Source organism: Streptococcus infantis, assembly GCF_019929665.1.
Lineage (GTDB): Bacteria > Bacillota > Bacilli > Lactobacillales > Streptococcaceae > Streptococcus > Streptococcus infantis_H.
Genome location: NZ_JAHZPZ010000007.1, coordinates 1 through 19,979, shown reverse-complemented (window position 1 = coordinate 19,979; position 19,979 = coordinate 1). Strand labels below are relative to the sequence as shown.

The window sequence follows — 19,979 nt, the reverse complement described above, 5'->3', positions numbered from 1 at the left end:
TTGATTCTTTTTTGGTTTATGATATAATTAACCAGTAAAGAATCTGTGGTGATCTATATTGTTTTCGGAAAAAGATAACTAGGAAAGGAGAAGTTCATGAGACAATTAGCAACAGACATTGATCATTTTTTAAATGAAGTAATCCTGAAAGCTGAAAATCAGCATGAAATTTTGATTGGTCATTGTACCAGTAATGTGGCTTTGACCAATACCCAGGAGCATATTCTTATGCTCTTATCAGAGGAGTCGCTAACCAACTCTGAGTTGGCGCGCCGTCTCAATGTCAGTCAAGCAGCCGTCACTAAGGCCATTAAATCCTTGATTAAAGAGGGGATGCTGGAAACGTCTAAGGATCCAAAGGATGCTCGAGTGATTTTCTATCAATTGACAGATCTAGCTCGACCGATTGCTGAGGAGCATCACCATCATCATGAGCACACCCTCTCGACTTATGAACAAGTTGCCAGTCAATTCTCAGATGAAGAGCAACAAATTATTCAGCGGTTTTTAACTGCTTTAGTAGGAGAAATCAAGTAATGAGATACATCACAGTAGAGGATTTGTCCTTCTATTATGACAAGGAACCTGTGCTTGAGCATATTAATTACAGTGTTGATAGTGGGGAATTTGTCACCCTTACTGGAGAAAATGGAGCCGCCAAGACGACTCTTATCAAGGCCAGTCTTGGTATTCTACAACCAAGATTTGGCAAAGTTACCATTTCAAAGACCAACACTCGTGGGACAAAACTAAGAATCGCCTACCTTCCTCAACAGATTGCAAGCTTTAATGCAGGCTTTCCGAGCACTGTTTATGAATTTGTTAAATCAGGTCGTTATCCAAGAAAAGGTTGGTTCCGTCGTTTGAATGCCCATGATGAGGAACATATCAAGGCTAGTTTAAACTCTGTTGGTATGTGGGAACATCGGGACAAAAGAATTGGTTCCCTTTCTGGTGGGCAAAAGCAAAGGGCTGTTATCGCACGTATGTTTGCTTCAGATCCAGATATCTTTATCTTGGATGAGCCAACGACAGGGATGGATGCGGGAACCAAGGATGAGTTTTACGAACTCATGCACCACAGTGCCCACCATCATGGCAAGGCTGTTTTGATGATTACCCACGATCCTGAAGAAGTTAAGGACTACGCAGATCGTAATATTCACCTGGTCCGAGACCAAGATTCCCCATGGCGTTGCTTCAATGTCCATGAAAGTGACCAGGAGGTGGAGCATGCTTAATCTATTGTCTTATGATTTTATGCAGCGAGCCTTTTTGGCTGTTATTGCCATGAGTCTCTTTTCACCAGTTCTGGGGACCTTCCTTATCTTGCGTCGTCAGAGTCTTATGAGTGATACTCTGAGTCACGTCTCGCTTTCGGGGGTTGCCTTTGGCTTGGTTTTAGGAATTTCTCCGACCATTTCAACCATTGTGATTGTCTTGATTGCGGCGGTCTTCCTTGAATACCTACGTACGGTTTATAAAAGCTTTATGGAGATTGGGACAGCCATTCTCATGTCTACAGGACTTGCAGTTTCACTTATTGTCATGAGTAAGGGTAAGAGCTCTAGCTCTATGAGTCTGGACCAATACCTTTTTGGTTCTATTGTGACTATTAGTCAAGAGCAGGTCATTGGGCTCTTTGTTATTGCAGCAGTTGTTTTAATCCTGACCTTCCTCTTTTTAAGACCCATGTATATTCTAACTTTTGACGAGGATACAGCTTTTGTTGATGGTCTTCCAGTGCGTACTATGTCTATTCTCTTTAACATGGTAACGGGTGTGGCTATTGCCCTCATGATCCCAGCTGCGGGAGCACTTTTGGTATCGACTATCATGGTTTTACCAGCAAGTATTGCTTTGCGTCTAGGTAAAAACTTTAGTTCAGTGATGATACTTGCTAGTGTTATTGGTTTTCTAGGCATGGTTGCGGGGCTTTATATTTCCTATTATGCAGAGACACCACCAAGTGCAAGTATCACTCTTATCTTTGTAGTTGTCTTCTTAGGAGTCAGCTTACTCAAACGTTTTATCAAATAGGAGAAGTAAATGAAAAAACTAAGTCTACTTTTGGCAAGTCTTGTGACCTTATTCTTAGTTGCTTGTTCCAATCAAAAACAAGCAGACGGGAAATTAAATATCGTTACAACTTTCTACCCTGTCTATGAATTTACCAAGCAAGTAGCAGGGGATACAGCCAATGTCGAACTTTTAATCGGGGCTGGAACAGAGCCACATGAATATGAACCATCACCTAAGGCAGTCGCTAAAATCCAAGATGCTGATGCCTTTGTTTATGAGAATGAAAATATGGAAACTTGGGTTCCTAAACTTTTAGAATCTCTAGATGCAAAAAAAGTAAAAACCATTAAAGCTACTGGAGATATGTTGCTTCTTCCAGGAAGTGAAGAAGAGGAGGACCGTGACCATGGTGAAGAAGGTCATCATCACGAGTATGACCCTCATGTATGGTTGTCTCCTGCGCGTGCAATCAAACTTGTAGAACATATCCGTGATAGTCTTTCAGCTGACTATCCAGATAAGAAGACGACTTTTGAAAAAAATGCAGCAGCCTATATCGAAAAACTACAAGCCTTGGACAAGGCCTATACTGAAGGGCTTTCTAATGCAAAACAAAAGAGTTTTGTGACTCAACACGCAGCCTTCCGTTATCTAGCCTTGGACTACGGACTCAATCAAGTCTCTATCTCTGGACTTTCGCCAGATGCGGAGCCATCAGCAAGCCGTTTGGCAGAATTGACCGAGTACATCAAGAAAAATAAAATCTCTTATATCTACTTTGAAGAAAATGCCTCGCAAGCCCTGGCTAATACTCTCTCAAAAGAAACAGGAGTGAAGTTAGATGTTCTGAATCCTCTTGAAAGCTTGACCGAAGAGGACATGAAGGCGGGAGAGAATTATATCTCTGTCATGGAGAAAAATCTCAAAGCTCTCAAGCAAACAACTGACCAGGCAGGGGCAGAAATTGAACCAGAAAAGGCAGAGGAAACTAAAACCGTTCATAATGGCTACTTTGAGGATGCCGATGTTAAGGACCGTACCCTGAGTGATTATGCTGGTAACTGGCAGTCTGTCTATCCTTTCCTTGAAAATGGTACTCTAGACCAAGTCTTTGACTACAAGGCTAAATTGACTGGCAAAATGACCAAGGATGAATACAAAGCTTACTATCAAAAAGGTTATCAAACTGATGTATCTAAGATTAACATCACGGATAACACTATGGAATTCATCCAAGGTGGCCAAAGTAAAAAATATACTTACAAGTATGTCGGCAAGAAAATCTTGACTTATAAGAAAGGCAATCGTGGAGTACGCTTCCTCTTTGAAGCGACTGATGTGGATGCTGGACAATTTAAGTATGTTCAGTTTAGCGACCACAATATCGCTCCGGTCAAGGCAGAACATTTCCATATCTTCTTTGGAGGCGCTAGCCAAGAAGCCCTCTTTGAAGAGATGGACAACTGGCCAACCTACTATCCAGATGGCTTATCAGGTCAAGAGATTGCTCAAGAAATGTTGGCTCATTAAATCCAAACAATCCTTCCTACATGGGGAGGATTTTTCTTGTTTTATCAACGTTGAGCATCTGGATTGACATTGTCAGATAAAGACGGTATTGTTACGAGAGTCAGAGTGGAGAACTAGGAGGTTTTATCTTTAAGATAAGTGCTCTTTTTGACAAAGGTCTGTATTAGAGATATAATGTAGAAAAATCGTTTAAGGATAAAGATATGACAAAATCAAAGTACATTACACGTCTCAAACGCTCAGAGGGTCAATTGCGAGGTATTCAAAAAATGATGGAGGAAGAGCGTGATTGTGTCGATATCATTACTCAATTAACAGCAGTGCGATCCAGTGTTGATCGTATTATTGAATTGATGATAACGGAGAATTTAACAGCTTGTATTAACGACCCTTTAGGCGACCCTCAAGCGCAGAAGGAAAGATTGGAAAAGGCAGTTAAATACTTGATTAAACGGAAGTAACAGAATAAAGGCTTACTTGAAAAGTTGATAGAATAGTAAAAGAGCAGTTGGTTTTCTTTAGAGTAAACCAACTGCTCTTTTTGTATTTGATTTATTCTACATCACCGGGCCAGGCATTCATGCCGCCTTCTACATTGGTAACGGTGAGACCTTGGGCGCTGAGAAATTGACAGGCAGAGGCAGAACGCACTCCACCTTGACAGATGACATGGTATTCATGGTCAGGTTTGAGTTCTTTGTAGCCTTGCTCCAAGGTACTTAACGGAAGATTTTTGGCAGCTGGTGCATGTCCTGCTTGGAATTCATGTACTTCACGGACATCGATAAGATCTAGATGTTCATTTTGATATTTTTCATAAAAGTCAGCCATGCTGATATTAGTTACCATATTCTACTCCTTCTGGGTTAGCCATTTTGTATAGTGAATAAGCGCCGTCAAGGTTTTGGACGGTAAATCCTGCTTGCTTGAGGATACGCTCTGTGATATAGCTGCGCAAACCACTGTGACAGCTAACGATGTAGGCTTGGTTCTTGTCTAGTTCATCCAAGCGTTCCCGTAGTTCGTTTAGGGGGATGTGGATGGTGTCAATCTTAAGTCGACCACTTTGGTATTCGCTACTGGTCCGTACATCCAGGAATCTCTTGCCAGTAGCTATTTCATCTTCTAGCTGGTACCACTGTATATTGTCGCTCAGACCTTCGATAAGGTTTAAGGCTGCGTATCCCAGCATATTTACTGGATCTTTGGCAGAACCAAATGGTGGTGCATAGGTGAACTCTAACTCTGGCAAGTCAAGGACGGTGAGATTTGCCTTGATAGCAGTTGCTAGGATATCGATTCTCTTGTCATCACCTTTCTTCCCAACTCCTTGGGCGCCATAGATTTTGCCACTGGTTGGGTCAAAGAGGAGCTTTAAGGTCATATCAGTAGCACCTGGATAATAACCAGCGTGGTCTTTCCCGCTGACATGAATTGCCTTGTATGGGGGTTGATTGTCACTAAGAGTGCGCTCGCTAAGACCTGTCGAAGCAGCGGAATACCAAAAGCACGAACGATAGCAGTACCGATACTACCCTTGTTTTTGCGCTCCATTCCAGCAATTACGTCTGCCACTTGCCGTCCTTGACGGTTTACAGGAGAAGCTAGTGAGATGATAGCATCTTTCATGAGACGTCTGAGATGAGTCGCCACTGACATACCACCTGCAACTCATCCAACAATGATAATCTTCATTGAGTTCCTCCCTTTTAGTTCTATATAGTTTCGCCTGTCCAAGCGATCATGCCGCCTCGGACGTTGATAACATCATAGCCTTTTTTCTTGAGCTTTTTAGCAGCCATCTTACTTCGGACACCAGAATGACAGATGACATAGAGAGTTTCTTTTGTCGCAGGGGTGTAAGATCCGATTTCGGTTAGAGGAATATTCTTTGCATTTTTGATATGACCTTTACGGAATTCCGTAGGCGTCCGAACGTCCAATAGCTGAATCGGTTCCTTGAGTTTAGCTTCTAATTCGCTGGTAGAAATACTATCAATTTTTGTAAATAAGTAAAACATAGGCACCTCCGATATACCCTTATGGGGTATATTAAACCACTAAGCAACGCTTTTGTCAAGCAAGTTGAATTGATCAGCATTCTTTCTTATTTAGAAAAATTTTTGTGCTTTTCCAGTATGTTAGATGATACCCTACAAACAAGAGAGAAGCTTTTTTTAGTTGGTTGGCAGGATATATCATACGAGTGATTCTAATTATTCAAGAACGAACCTCTGAAAACAAGCCACAACTATACTAAAGCAAGAAAAATCCTTCAAAGGACTTGAAAAATTAGAGAAAATCGGGTATAATATGAGTAATCATTTGTCGTAGGTTTTGTCTGAAATATTGTCCGGACAAGGCTCACAGCAGTTAAATCTCCTGAAAAAAGTCAGATTTAACTGCTCTTTTTGTGCTTTTTTTCGGTATTTTTTGCATCTGTAACAGAGATTTAAAGATTCTGAAAAATTAGTCAAGGGGGATAAGTTGATAGGGGTTTTAGAACCATTAAACGATAATTATTAGCTTAGGCGACTAAGCTTGGAATTTTATTTACAAAGGAGAATCATCTTGGCAGGACATGACGTTCAATACGGGAAACATCGTACCCGTCGTAGTTTTTCAAGAATCAAAGAAGTTCTTGACTTACCAAATTTGATTGAAATTCAAACTGATTCATTTAAAGATTTCCTAGACCATGGTCTGAAGGAAGTGTTTGAAGATGTATTGCCAATTTCAAACTTCACAGAAACAATGGAGTTGGAATTTGTTGGCTACGAAATCAAAGAACCTAAATACACGCTTGAAGAAGCTCGCATTCATGATGCTAGTTATTCAGCACCAATCTTTGTAACTTTCCGCTTGATTAACAAAGAAACTGGCGAAATCAAAACTCAAGAAGTCTTCTTTGGTGATTTCCCAATCATGACTGAGATGGGTACTTTTATCATCAACGGTGGTGAACGTATTATCGTATCACAGTTGGTGCGTTCTCCAGGTGTTTACTTTAATGATAAAGTAGACAAAAACGGTAAAGTGGGCTACGGTTCAACTGTTATCCCTAACCGTGGAGCTTGGTTGGAACTGGAAAGTGACTCAAAAGACATCGCCTACACTCGTATCGACCGTACTCGTAAAATTCCATTTACGACCTTGGTTCGTGCGCTTGGTTTCTCAGGTGATGACGAAATCTTTGATATCTTTGGTGACAGCGAGTTGGTTCGCAACACTGTTGAAAAAGATATCCATAAAAACCCAATGGACTCTCGTACAGACGAAGCTTTGAAAGAAATTTATGAGCGTCTTCGCCCAGGTGAACCAAAAACTGCTGAGAGTTCACGTACCTTACTTGTGGCTCGTTTCTTCGACCCACGTCGTTATGACTTGGCAGCCGTTGGACGTTACAAGATTAACAAGAAATTAAATATTAAAACTCGTTTGCTCAACCAAACAATTGCTGAACCATTGGTAGACCCAGAAACTGGTGAAATCTTAGTTGAAAAGGGTACTGTTATGACTCGCGATGTCATCGAAAGTATCGAAAATCACTTGGATGGCGATTTGAACAAGATTGTCTACACTCCAAATGACTCAGCTGTTTTGACAGAACCAGTTGTTCTTCAAAAATTCAAGGTTGTGGCACCAACTGATCCAGACCGTGTTGTAACAATCATCGGAAATGCAAATCCAGATGATAAAGTTCGCACTATCACTCCGGCAGATATCCTTGCTGAAATGAGCTACTTCCTTAACTTGGCTGAAGGTATCGGTCGTATCGATGATATCGACCACCTCGGAAACCGTCGTATTCGTGCTGTTGGTGAATTGCTTGCCAACCAAGTACGTCTTGGACTTTCACGTATGGAACGTAATGTTCGTGAACGTATGTCTGTTCAAGATAACGAAGTATTGACACCTCAACAAATCATTAACATCCGTCCAGTGACTGCAGCGATCAAAGAATTCTTTGGTTCTTCACAATTGTCACAGTTCATGGACCAACACAACCCACTTTCTGAGTTGTCTCACAAACGTCGTTTGTCTGCCTTAGGGCCTGGTGGTTTGACACGTGACCGCGCTGGATATGAAGTGCGTGACGTGCACTACACTCACTATGGTCGTATGTGTCCAATCGAAACACCTGAAGGACCAAACATCGGTTTGATCAACAACTTGTCTTCATACGGGCACCTCAACAAGTATGGTTTCATTCAAACACCATACCGTAAAGTTGACCGTGCAACTGGTAAAGTTACCAACGAAATTGTTTGGTTGACTGCCGATGAAGAAGATGAATACACAGTAGCTCAGGCTAACTCTAAATTGAACGCAGATGGAACTTTTGCTGAAAAAGTTGTCATGGGACGTCACCAAGGGGTTAACCAAGAATATCCAGCATCAAGCGTTGATTATATGGACGTTTCTCCTAAACAGGTAGTTGCCGTTGCGACAGCATGTATTCCTTTCTTGGAAAACGATGACTCCAACCGTGCCCTCATGGGAGCCAACATGCAACGTCAGGCTGTTCCGTTGATCGATCCTAAAGCGCCTTTCGTTGGTACTGGTATGGAATACCAAGCAGCCCATGATTCAGGAGCTGCAGTTATTGCACAACATGGTGGTAAGGTTACCTATGCGGATGCGGACAAAGTAGAAGTTCGTCGTGAAGATGGTTCCCTTGATGTTTACCACATCCAAAAATTCCGTCGTTCAAACTCAGGTACTGCTTATAACCAACGTACCCTTGTTCGAGTTGGCGATGTCATCGAAAAAGGTGACTTTATCGCAGATGGACCTTCTATGGAAAAAGGTGAAATGGCGCTTGGACAAAACCCAATCGTTGCCTACATGACATGGGAAGGTTACAACTTTGAGGATGCCGTTATCATGAGCGAACGCTTGGTGAAAGACGATGTTTACACATCTGTTCACCTCGAAGAATACGAATCAGAAACACGCGATACAAAGCTTGGGCCTGAAGAAATCACTCGTGAAATTCCAAATGTTGGTGAAGATGCCCTTAAAGACCTCGACGAAATGGGTATTATCCGTATCGGTGCTGAGGTTAAAGAAGGGGATATCCTTGTAGGGAAAGTCACACCTAAGGGTGAAAAAGACCTTTCTGCTGAAGAACGTCTCTTGCACGCTATCTTCGGTGATAAATCTCGCGAAGTTCGTGATACTTCCCTTCGTGTACCACACGGTGCCGATGGTGTCGTTCGTGATGTTAAAATCTTTACACGTGCAAACGGTGATGAATTGCAATCTGGTGTCAACATGCTGGTTCGCGTATACATCGCACAAAAACGTAAGATCAAGGTCGGAGATAAGATGGCCGGACGTCACGGAAACAAAGGGGTTGTCTCTCGTATCGTTCCTGTAGAAGACATGCCTTACCTTCCAGACGGAACTCCAGTCGATATCATGTTGAACCCACTTGGGGTACCATCACGTATGAATATCGGTCAGGTTATGGAACTCCACCTTGGTATGGCGGCTCGTACTCTTGGCATCCACATCGCAACACCAGTCTTTGATGGAGCAAGTTCTGAAGATCTTTGGGACACTGTCAAAGAAGCAGGTATGGATAGCGATGCTAAGACTATCCTATATGATGGCCGTACTGGTGAACCATTTGATAACCGTGTGTCAGTTGGTGTCATGTACATGATCAAACTCCACCACATGGTTGATGATAAATTGCACGCTCGTTCAGTCGGACCATACTCAACCGTTACACAACAACCACTCGGAGGTAAAGCTCAGTTTGGTGGACAACGTTTCGGTGAGATGGAGGTTTGGGCGCTTGAAGCCTATGGTGCATCAAATGTCCTTCAAGAAATCTTGACTTACAAGTCTGACGACATCAATGGACGTTTGAAAGCTTATGAAGCTATTACTAAAGGAAAACCAATTCCAAAACCAGGTGTTCCAGAATCATTCCGAGTTCTTGTAAAAGAATTGCAATCTCTTGGTCTTGACATGCGTGTTCTTGACGAAGATGATCAAGAAGTGGAACTTCGTGACCTTGATGAAGGAATGGACGAAGATGTCATCCACGTAGATGACCTTGAAAAAGCCCGCGAAAGAGCAGCTCAAGAGGCAAAAGCAGCCTTTGAAGCTGAAGAAAATGCAAAAGCGGAAGCAACAGAAGAAGCTGCTGAACAAGAATAAGCAGTTCACTTATAATAGAAAGGGAAGAAATAGTGGTTGATGTAAATCGTTTTAAAAGTATGCAAATCACACTAGCTTCTCCAAGCAAAGTCCGTTCATGGTCTTATGGAGAAGTCAAAAAACCTGAAACAATCAATTACCGTACGTTGAAGCCAGAACGTGAAGGACTCTTTGATGAAGTGATCTTTGGTCCTACAAAAGACTGGGAGTGTGCTTGTGGTAAATACAAACGCATTCGTTACAGAGGGATTGTTTGTGACCGTTGTGGTGTTGAAGTAACGCGTACAAAAGTTCGTCGTGAACGTATGGGACACATCGAGTTGAAAGCTCCTGTATCTCATATCTGGTATTTCAAGGGGATTCCAAGCCGTATGGGCTTGACCCTTGATATGAGTCCTCGTGCCCTCGAGGAAGTTATCTACTTTGCGGCTTACGTGGTGATCGATCCAAAAGATACACCACTTGAGCACAAGTCTATCATGACAGAGCGCGAATACCGTGAGCGCTTGCGTGAGTATGGTTATGGATCATTCGTTGCCAAAATGGGTGCCGAAGCTATCCAAGACCTCTTGAAACAAGTAGATCTTGAAAAAGAAATTGCTGAACTCAAAGAAGAGTTGAAAACAGCTACTGGACAAAAACGTGTGAAAGCTATCCGTCGTTTGGATGTTTTGGATGCTTTCCACAAGTCTGGAAACAAGCCTGAATGGATGGTTCTTAACATCCTTCCAGTTATCCCACCAGATCTTCGCCCAATGTTGCAGTTGGATGGTGGCCGTTTTGCCTCATCTGACTTGAACGACCTTTACCGTCGTGTTATCAACCGTAACAATCGTTTGGCTCGTTTGCTTGAGTTGAACGCGCCAGGTATCATCGTTCAAAATGAGAAGCGTATGCTTCAAGAAGCGGTTGACGCTTTGATTGACAATGGCCGTCGTGGTCGTCCAATTACAGGACCAGGTAGCCGTCCGCTTAAATCATTGAGCCACATGCTCAAAGGGAAACAAGGACGCTTCCGTCAAAACTTGCTCGGTAAACGTGTTGACTTCTCAGGACGTTCTGTTATCGCCGTTGGTCCAACTCTTAAGATGTACCAATGTGGTGTGCCACGTGAAATGGCAATCGAGCTCTTTAAACCATTTGTTATGCGTGAAATCGTTGCGCGCGATATCGTTCAAAACGTTAAAGCGGCTAAACGCTTGGTAGAACGTGGAGATGAACGTATCTGGGATATCCTCGAAGAAGTTATCAAAGAACACCCAGTACTTTTGAACCGCGCACCTACCCTTCACCGTTTGGGTATCCAAGCCTTTGAACCAGTCTTGATTGACGGTAAAGCCCTTCGCTTGCACCCGCTTGTCTGCGAAGCCTACAATGCCGACTTTGACGGTGACCAAATGGCCATCCACGTACCGCTCTCAGAAGAAGCCCAAGCAGAAGCTCGTATCTTGATGCTTGCTGCTGAGCACATCTTGAACCCTAAAGATGGTAAACCAGTTGTTACACCATCTCAGGACATGGTTTTGGGTAACTACTACTTGACCATGGAAGAAGCTGGCCGTGAAGGCGAAGGTATGGTCTTCAAGGACCGTGACGAAGCTGTCATGGCTTACCGTAATGGTTATGTTCACCTCCACTCACGTGTTGGTATCGCAACAGATAGCCTTAACAAACCATGGACAGAAGAGCAAAAACACAAAATCTTGCTTACAACTGTAGGTAAAATCCTCTTCAACGATATCATGCCAGAAGGACTACCTTACTTGCAAGAGCCAACAAATGCTAACTTAACAGAAGGTGTTCCGGCTAAGTACTTCTTGCCACTAGGTGGAAATATCAAGGAAGCTATTGAAGGACTTGAAATCAACCCACCATTCAAGAAGAAAAACCTTGGAAATATCATCGCTGAAATCTTCAAACGTTTCCGTACGACAGAAACATCTGCCCTACTTGACCGTATGAAGAACCTCGGCTACCACCACTCAACTCTTGCAGGTTTGACAGTGGGTATCGCTGATATTCCAGTCGTTGAAGACAAGGCTGAAATCATCGAAGAATCACACAAACGTGTAGAACAAATCACAAAACAATTCCGTCGTGGTATGATCACAGATGACGAACGCTACAATGCTGTTACAGCTGAATGGCGTGCAGCTCGTGAAAAATTGGAGAAACGTTTGGTTGCCAACCAAGATCCTAAGAACCCTATCGTTATGATGATGGACTCTGGAGCCCGTGGTAACATCTCAAACTTCTCACAGCTTGCCGGTATGCGTGGTCTGATGGCTGCTCCGAACGGACGTATCATGGAATTGCCAATCCTTTCAAACTTCCGCGAAGGTTTGTCAGTACTCGAAATGTTCTTCTCAACTCACGGTGCCCGTAAAGGTATGACCGATACGGCCCTTAAGACAGCCGACTCAGGTTACTTGACTCGTCGTTTGGTTGACGTTGCCCAAGACGTTATCATTCGTGAGGATGACTGTGGAACTGACCGTGGTCTCTTGATCCGTTCTATTACTGAAGGTAAAGAGATGATTGAGTCTCTTGAAGAACGTCTCAATGGTCGTTACACTAAGAAAACTGTTAAACACCCAGAAACTGGTGCAGTTATCATTGGTCCAAATGAATTGATCACAGAAGACAAGGCCCGTGAAATCGTCAATGCTGGTGTTGAAGAAGTGACTATCCGCTCTGTATTTACATGTAACACTCGTCATGGTGTCTGCCGTCACTGTTATGGTATCAACTTGGCGACTGGTGATGCGGTTGAAGTTGGTGAAGCAGTTGGTACAATCGCTGCCCAATCTATCGGGGAACCTGGTACACAGCTTACAATGCGTACCTTCCACACGGGTGGGGTTGCCTCAAATACCGATATCACTCAGGGTCTTCCTCGTGTCCAAGAAATCTTTGAAGCCCGCAATCCTAAAGGGGAAGCGGTCATCACAGAAGTCAAAGGGGAAGTTACAGCAATCGAAGAAGATGCTTCAACTCGTACTAAGAAAGTCTTCGTTAAAGGTGAAACTGGTGAAGGCGAATACGTGGTACCATTCACAGCCCGTATGCGTGTTGAAGTTGGGGACCAAGTCTCTCGTGGTGCAGCATTGACAGAAGGTTCTATCCAACCAAAACGTCTCCTTGCTGTACGTGATGTCTTGTCAGTTGAAACCTACCTCCTCGGTGAAGTACAAAAAGTTTACCGTAGCCAAGGGGTGGAAATTGGAGACAAACACATCGAGGTAATGGTTCGTCAAATGATCCGTAAAGTCCGCGTCATGGATCCAGGAGATACAGACCTTCTCATGGGTACTCTCATGGATATCAACGACTTTACAGATGCCAACAAAGATGTTCTTATCGCAGGTGGAGTCCCAGCGACTGGTCGCCCAGTTCTTATGGGAATTACCAAAGCCTCACTTGAAACAAATAGTTTCTTGTCAGCTGCTTCCTTCCAGGAAACAACGCGTGTCCTTACAGATGCGGCTATCCGTGGTAAGAAAGACCATCTCCTTGGTCTCAAGGAAAATGTTATCATCGGTAAGATCATCCCAGCTGGTACTGGTATGGCTCGCTACCGTAACCTTGAGCCACAAGCAATCAACGAAGAGTCACTCCTAGCAGATTCACAAGAAGAAGCTCCAGTAGATACTTCTACGGAAACGGTTGAAGTTGGAGAATAAGTACATAAGTCTGCACAAAAAGAGGGTCATCCCTCTTTTTGTACGTATAAATACTGAAAATTCTATGCATGTTTTCTAGAAAAATGATAGTAAATTGAAATAAAAAAAACATTACTTTTAATTTTCAAAATAGTGAGCAAAAAGCTTTAAAAATAAGTATAATAGTGCTAAAATAAGACGTTGCTTGTTTAGAGAATTGTTAAAAACAACGCATAAAAATATAACAATATATACACTCCCGAAAGGGTAATGGAGGTAAATCATGAAAAATGATCTGTTTAACGACCGAATTAGTCGATTCTCGATCCGTAAGCTTCATGTAGGAGTTTGCTCGGTCTTACTCGGAACGTTGGTAATGCTCGGAACAGCTGCAAACGTTAGTGCGGATGAAGCTGTAGAGGACAAAAAAGTTGACGGAGTTGCAGCTACAACAGAAGTAGACAAAGCTGAAGCTCCTGTAACTACAGAAGCAGCACCTGCTAAAGAAGTAACTTATAAAGCAGAAGCAGCACCTGCAGTTTCTACTGAAGTAAAACCTGAGCTAAATAGCGAAAAATTGGCAGCTTACGTTGCTGAAATTGAAGCAAACGTGGCAAATGGTAAATACAGCAACAAGACAGACGAGAGCGTTGAAATTCTTAAGGTAGGTCTTGCCAATGCTAAAAATGCACTTACTTCTGCTACAAGCCAAGCTGAACTTGACGCATCTTACCAATCACTTGTAACGATTGTAAATGATAAACTTAAGGAAAAAGAAGTACCTACAAAACCTGCAACCGCAGAAGAAAAAATTGCAGCAGGTCAAGAAGCTCCAGCGTCTGAAAACGCTCCTAAACGCCGTTCTCGTCGTGCTCTTGGTGACGCAAATGATCCAAGCTTGATCGCGGATGACGTTGAGGACGCAACTTCAACTCCAAAAGTTGAAAAACCAGGCTTTACAACAGATATTGATCCCAAATCTATGACTAGTCAGATTACTTGGTTGGACTTTGGAGATGTAGCCAACTGGACAGGAGCAAAAACAATCCAGGTCGCTAAAAATGAATTTAAACCAAATGACCTAACAGAGAGCTTAGCACTTCAAGTTGGGGCTACTTATACCAAGGAAATCATGCCTGGCTATGTAGTCACTGTAAAAGTTAAATCTTTGAAACCATTCCAAGCAACTGAAATCTATAAAAAACGGATGGAAGAGCAAGGGGCTACAGAAGCCGAAAAAGCAACTTATGACCCAAATGCTAAAAATGGCTATGTAAGTAAAGTTACTTCACCAATTGCTAAGCAATATTATAATGAAGGAAAAGAAGCCGACGTTATCGCTGATGCCCAAACTAGTTGGAGTGAAATCAAACTAGAAAAGGTTGATACCAAAAACAAGAAGACGACCATGGGTTCTGCATATAATGGTGGGAATATTGGGGTTCAATTTGAAATCTCTGCAACCTTCCGTGGTAAGAAAGTTAAGCCAGCTGTTGTTATGGCTGATGGAGAGTCTGCTAACCCTGGTGAATTTGTTATGTTCACTACCAACGGACAAGGTTGGCAGCACATTGGGGAATGGAAGAAGTTTAACAGACCAGCCACCTCTGTACCTTATCAACCACAAGATGCAGAAAACCTTTTGGGACCTACACCTAAATATAATAACATTAACCTAAGACAACTTCGTGATTCTACTGAAGTTGGACCAGAAAAGAAACCAGTAGCATGGAAGTACTTTGGAAATCCTGACCAAGTTACAGGTGGTCTAGGAACTGGTATCTTTGGACCAAATATTTCTGCAGGTAATAACACAGTTCCACTCGTGATGACACGTGGAGCATCTGAAGTGGGGCTTTATATCGCTTCAGGTGGTAAACAGTCAGCAATGCTAGGATTCTTCCCACTTGATGAAGGGGATGCTCCTGAGTCATATGGTAAGGCAGTCCATACCATTGCAACTGTTGACGGTGTTACTGGAGCTAAAGTAAATCAACCGTATCTTGGTAGCGTTAGCCCAGATATGGATGAAAACACTACTCAAGACTGGTTCGGTGATGATAAGACAACTACGGCCGATGAAGGAATTAACCAATTGCTTCCAGATGAACTCAAAGGTACAACTAATGAGATGATCAAAATGGACCGTACCAAACCAGGCAACTACAAGATGTCAGTTCAAGCTCATACGGATGGAGCTTCAGAAGCACATATCTATGGTTGGGTAGACTTTAACCAAAATGGTAAATTCGATGAAGATGAACGCTCAAATCTCGCTACAATCACACAAGATGGCACTGTTGAGTTGACCTTTGCAAACAGCAAGACTTACGTCGACCCAAGCGTTAAAGAGTTAGGTGCTCGTGTTCGTATCGCTAAGAAAGCGAACGAGATCGAAAGCCCAACTGGCATGGCCTTCTCAGGGGAAGTAGAAGACTTCAAGACTCAAATCACCCACCCGCCAAAAGGGGAATTCAAGGAAACAACTGGCCCTCAAGGTACGAAACAAACAGCAACAGTAACCTTTACAGCTCGTGGTGAACACAAGTATGAACGTGATTCTAAGGCAGTTATCGACGAAACTGTAGAACCATACATCGTTGATAAAGATGGTAACCGTGCAACTCTTGATGCAGAAGGTTACTACGTAGTTCCAGGTCAAGGTAAATACAAGATCACTGCCAACGGTAAAGACGTAGACGTTGAGTTTATCCCAGAAGATAACTTCCTAGGAACTGCAGATGGTATCTCTATCCGTCGTGTAGATAACAATGGTTACGATACGGGTTGGTCAACAAAATTCCCAGACAAAGAACCAAACATTGATGGTCAGTTGAATACCATGGATGGTCTTTATATCCCAACAGTTACTCCGATTGAAATCGAAGGGGTTGACAAGACATCGACTGATGTGCAAGGAGCGACTCAAAAAGAAACACCTACCTTTAATACAACTGCGTCTAACGCAAAAGGTGACAAGATTTCCATCACCCCAAGTGCAGAATATCCTGCTAAGTTGGTAGACCCAGCAACTGGTCGTACTATTGATGCGACATCTGTAACAGTAGCAGGAGAAGGAACTTACACTATCAATCCTACAACTGGTGAAGTAACCTTCACTCCAGAACCAAGCTTTACTGGTACAGCCAAAGGTGTGGAAGTTACATTGTCAGCGCCAGTTGGACGCAATAAAGATGGTAAGATTCAAGAAGAGTACATTAAGACTGCTACGGCTAAGTACACACCAACTGTAACTCCAATTACAATCACACCAACAGACAAAGTTTCTGAGGACATCCAAAACGTTCCACAAACTCAAACTCCTACATTTGAGTTGAGCAATGACAAGACTGCGAAAATCACAAGTAAGAAATTGGTAGACCCAGCAACAGGTCAACCTACTGATGAAAAAACTGTCACCGTGCCTGGCGAAGGAACTTACACAATCGATCCTTCTACAGGAGCTGTTACATTTACTCCTGAAAAAGACTTTGTCGGACCAGCTAAAGGCGTTAAGGTTCAAGCAACTGCAACTATTACAAACGGAAAAGGTGAAACTTCAACAATCACTGCTGAAGCAAGCTACACGCCAACTGTAAAATCAGCTGCTCCAACAGCTAAACCAGCTACATCTAAAGATATCCAAGGTGCGACTCAAACAGGTACACCAAAATTTGCAGGTACAACTGTTTCTGTTAACGGTGAAGATAAAGAAATCACTATTAAAGATAACAGCTACACACTTTTGGATAAAGATGGTAATGAAGTTACAACTACAACGGCTTATGCTGAAGATGGAACAACACCAATCGGTACATTCACAATCGACCCAGCAACTGGTACTGTAACATTCACACCAACTGATAAATCTTACACAGGTAAAGTAACTCCTGTTAAGGTTCAAGCTGAAAGCTCAAATGGTATTAAAGTTGATACAACTTACACACCTGAGATTGTTCCGGTAACACCAACTGCAACACCAGCTGAAACAACAGACATCCAAGGTGCAACTCAAAAAGGTAAACCTGAATTCAAGGGTGGAACTGTTACAGTTGATGGAGTAGAAAAAACTGTTCCAATCAACGAAGATGTTCCAGCAACATTTGACGATGGTTCAACAACTAAGACAGTTGAAGGTGTTGGTACTTACACAGTAGCACCAGACGGAACAGTAACATTTGTTCCTGAAAAATCATTTGTTGGTAAAGCTCCATCAGTTACAGTTGTGCGTGAAGATAAGAACGGAACAAAAGCTTCTGCAACATACACACCAACAGTAACACCTGTTAAACCAACAGCAACACCAGTAGAAACAACAGACATTCAAGGTGCGACTCAAACAGGTAAACCTGAATTCACTGCAGGTGACAGCCGTGTGCCAATGAATGATGCTGTTCCAGCGACATTTGAAGATGGTTCAACAACTAAGACAGTTGAAGGTGTTGGTACTTACACAGTAGCTCCAGATGGAACAGTAACATTCGTACCAGAAAAATCATTTGTTGGAACTGCGCCAGCGGTAACAGTTGTGCGTGAAGATAAGAACGGAACAAAAGCTTCTGCAACATACACACCAACAGTAACACCTGTTAAACCAACAGCAACACCAGTAGAAACAACAGACATTCAAGGTGCGACTCAAACAGGTAAACCTGAATTCACTGCAGGTGACAGCCGTGTGCCAATGAATGATGCTGTTCCAGCGACATTTGACGATGGTTCAACAACTAAGACAGTTGAAGGTGTTGGTACTTACACAGTAGCACCAGACGGAACAGTAACATTTGTTCCTGAAAAATCATTTGTTGGTAAAGCTCCATCAGTTACAGTTGTTCGTGAAGATATGAACGGAACGAAAGCTTCTTCAACATACACACCAACAGTAACACCAGTAACACCAACAGCTGAAGATGCTACTTCAACTGATAAGCAAGGTCAAACACAATCTGGTAAACCAACATTCACACCAGGTAACTCAAACGTACCAATGGATGATGCTGTTCCAGCAACATTTGAAGATGGTTCAACAACTAAGACTATCCCAGGTGAAGGAACATACACAGTAGCACCAGATGGCACTGTAACATTCGTACCAGAAAAATCATTCACAGGAACAGGAACAGGCGTGACTGTTAAACGTGTAGATAAGAACGGTACACCAGTAACAGCTAAGTACACACCAACAGTAACACCAGTAACACCAACTGCAACTCCAGCTGAATCAGTTGCACCTCAAGGTATTGTTCAAACTGGTACTGTTACATTCACAGAAGGTGACCCAGTTGCACCAATCGACAAGGATACCATTACTCTTCTTGACGAAAATGGTAAACCAGCTCCATCAGTAGTTGCTAAGTCACCAGAAGGTAAAGAAATCGGTACTTTCACAGTTGATAAAGAAACAGGTGTTGTAACATTCACACCAACTGACAAGTCATACTCAGGTGATGTTGTTCCAGTTAAGGTTCAAGCTAAAGATGCTAACGGTACTGCTGTAGAAACAACTTACACACCTAAGATTACTCCAGTAGTTCCAACAGCTGAAGATGTTACTTCAACTGACAAACAAGGTCAAACACAAACAGGTAAACCTAAGTTTACAGAAGGTAATCCAAGTGTACCAATGGACGACGATGTTCCAGCAACATTCGAAGATGGTTCAACAACTAAGACTATCCCAGGTGAAGGAACATACACAGTAGCACCAGATGGAACTGTAACCTTCGTACCAGAAAAATCATTCACAGGAACAGGAACAGGCGTGACTGTTAAACGTGTAGATAAGAACGGTACACCAGTAACAGCTAAGTACACACCAACTGTTACACCTATCACACCAACAGCAGAACCAGTAACATCTAAAGATATTCAAGGTCAAACACAAACAGGCAAACCTAAGTTTACAGAAGGTGATCCAAGTGTACCAATGGATGATGATGTTCCAGCAACATTTGAAGATGGTTCAACAACTAAGGTAATCCCAGGTGAAGGAACATACACAGTAGCACCAGACGGAACAGTTACATTCGTACCAGAAAAATCATTTACAGGAACAGGAACAGGCGTGACTGTTAAACGTGTAGATAAGAATGGTACACCAGTAACAGCTAAGTACACACCAACTGTTACACCAGTAACACCAACAGGTGAACCAGCTACAACTATTGGACCAAAAGGTAAAGAACAGTCTGGTAAACCAACATTCAAGGAAGGTGATAGCCGTGTTCCAATGAATAATGATGTTCCAGCTACATTTGACGATGGTTCAACAACTAAGACTATTCCGGGTGTTGGTACATACACAGTAGCACCAGACGGAACAGTAACCTTCAAACCAGAACCTGAATTTACAGGAACAGCTCCATCAGTTACAGTTGTTCGTGAAGATATGAACGGAACAAAAGCTTCTGCAACATACACACCAACAGTAACACCAGTTACTACGTTTGTAGACAAAGATGGTAAAGCAATTCCAGGATATCCAACAGAAGACGGCGAAAATCCTAAGAAAGACATTCCAGGATACCGCTTCGTAGAGACTAAGAAACTTCCAAACGGCGACACAGAACATGTCTACGAAAAAGTGAAGAC

10 protein-coding genes and 1 pseudogene are annotated in these 19,979 nt (G+C 42.7%); 8 read left to right on the top strand and 3 right to left on the bottom strand.

Going from position 1 to position 19,979, the window contains the following annotated elements; genetic code table 11:
- Positions 1–96: 96 nt before the first annotated feature.
- The 5 genes from adcR (at position 97) to K1I61_RS08365 (ending at position 4,013) form a co-directional block, all read left to right on the top strand.
- A complete protein-coding gene (gene adcR / locus K1I61_RS08385; RefSeq protein WP_024053589.1) occupies positions 97–537 on the top strand; it encodes a zinc-dependent transcriptional regulator AdcR in 441 nt (146 codons plus the stop codon).
- The gene (locus K1I61_RS08380; RefSeq protein ID WP_006147770.1) at positions 537–1,241 is read left to right on the top strand and encodes a metal ABC transporter ATP-binding protein; all 705 of its coding nucleotides are present in this window, start codon (positions 537–539) and stop codon (positions 1,239–1,241) included. Before adcR ends, K1I61_RS08380 begins: the two co-directional genes overlap by 1 nt.
- Positions 1,234–2,040, top strand: coding sequence for a metal ABC transporter permease (locus K1I61_RS08375; RefSeq protein ID WP_006152441.1), 807 nt, complete (start codon positions 1,234–1,236; stop codon positions 2,038–2,040). The genes K1I61_RS08380 and K1I61_RS08375 overlap by 8 nt, the downstream gene beginning before the upstream one ends.
- A 9-nt stretch (positions 2,041–2,049) precedes the next feature.
- Positions 2,050–3,552, top strand: coding sequence for a zinc ABC transporter substrate-binding protein AdcA (locus tag K1I61_RS08370; RefSeq protein ID WP_223334785.1), 1,503 nt, complete (start codon positions 2,050–2,052; stop codon positions 3,550–3,552).
- Between the two features lie 203 nt (positions 3,553–3,755).
- On the top strand, positions 3,756–4,013 hold the full coding sequence (locus K1I61_RS08365) for a metal-sensitive transcriptional regulator (protein ID WP_223334787.1): 258 nt from the start codon (positions 3,756–3,758) through the stop codon (positions 4,011–4,013).
- A gap of 91 nt (positions 4,014–4,104) precedes the next feature.
- Here K1I61_RS08365 and K1I61_RS08360 read toward each other — a convergent pair whose 3' ends face one another.
- The 3 genes and pseudogenes from K1I61_RS08360 to K1I61_RS08350 form a co-directional block, all read right to left on the bottom strand.
- Positions 4,105–4,401, bottom strand: coding sequence for a rhodanese-like domain-containing protein (locus K1I61_RS08360; protein ID WP_223334789.1), 297 nt, complete (start codon positions 4,399–4,401; stop codon positions 4,105–4,107).
- Positions 4,391–5,178, bottom strand: a pseudogene (locus tag K1I61_RS08355) (rhodanese-like domain-containing protein); the annotation flags it as partial. The gene K1I61_RS08360 and the pseudogene K1I61_RS08355, both read right to left, overlap by 11 nt.
- Positions 5,179–5,267: 89 nt before the next feature.
- Positions 5,268–5,573 carry a rhodanese-like domain-containing protein gene (locus K1I61_RS08350; protein WP_223334791.1) on the bottom strand — a complete coding sequence of 102 codons (306 nt, stop codon included), beginning with the start codon at positions 5,571–5,573 and terminating at the stop codon, positions 5,268–5,270.
- Between the two features lie 550 nt (positions 5,574–6,123).
- On the opposite strand from K1I61_RS08350, the gene rpoB reads away from it, so the two are divergent.
- From rpoB to K1I61_RS08335, 3 genes are all read left to right on the top strand, one after another.
- Positions 6,124–9,726 (top strand): DNA-directed RNA polymerase subunit beta, encoded by a 3,603-nt coding sequence (gene rpoB, locus K1I61_RS08345; RefSeq protein ID WP_223334793.1) that lies wholly within the window; start codon positions 6,124–6,126, stop codon positions 9,724–9,726.
- A 32-nt stretch (positions 9,727–9,758) separates the two neighbouring features.
- Complete coding sequence (gene rpoC / locus K1I61_RS08340) at positions 9,759–13,409, top strand: DNA-directed RNA polymerase subunit beta' (RefSeq protein ID WP_223334795.1); 3,651 nt, start codon at positions 9,759–9,761, stop codon at positions 13,407–13,409.
- A gap of 262 nt (positions 13,410–13,671) precedes the next feature.
- Positions 13,672–19,979: CshA/CshB family fibrillar adhesin-related protein (locus K1I61_RS08335; RefSeq protein ID WP_223335817.1), on the top strand; the 6,308-nt coding region annotated here is incomplete at its 3' end.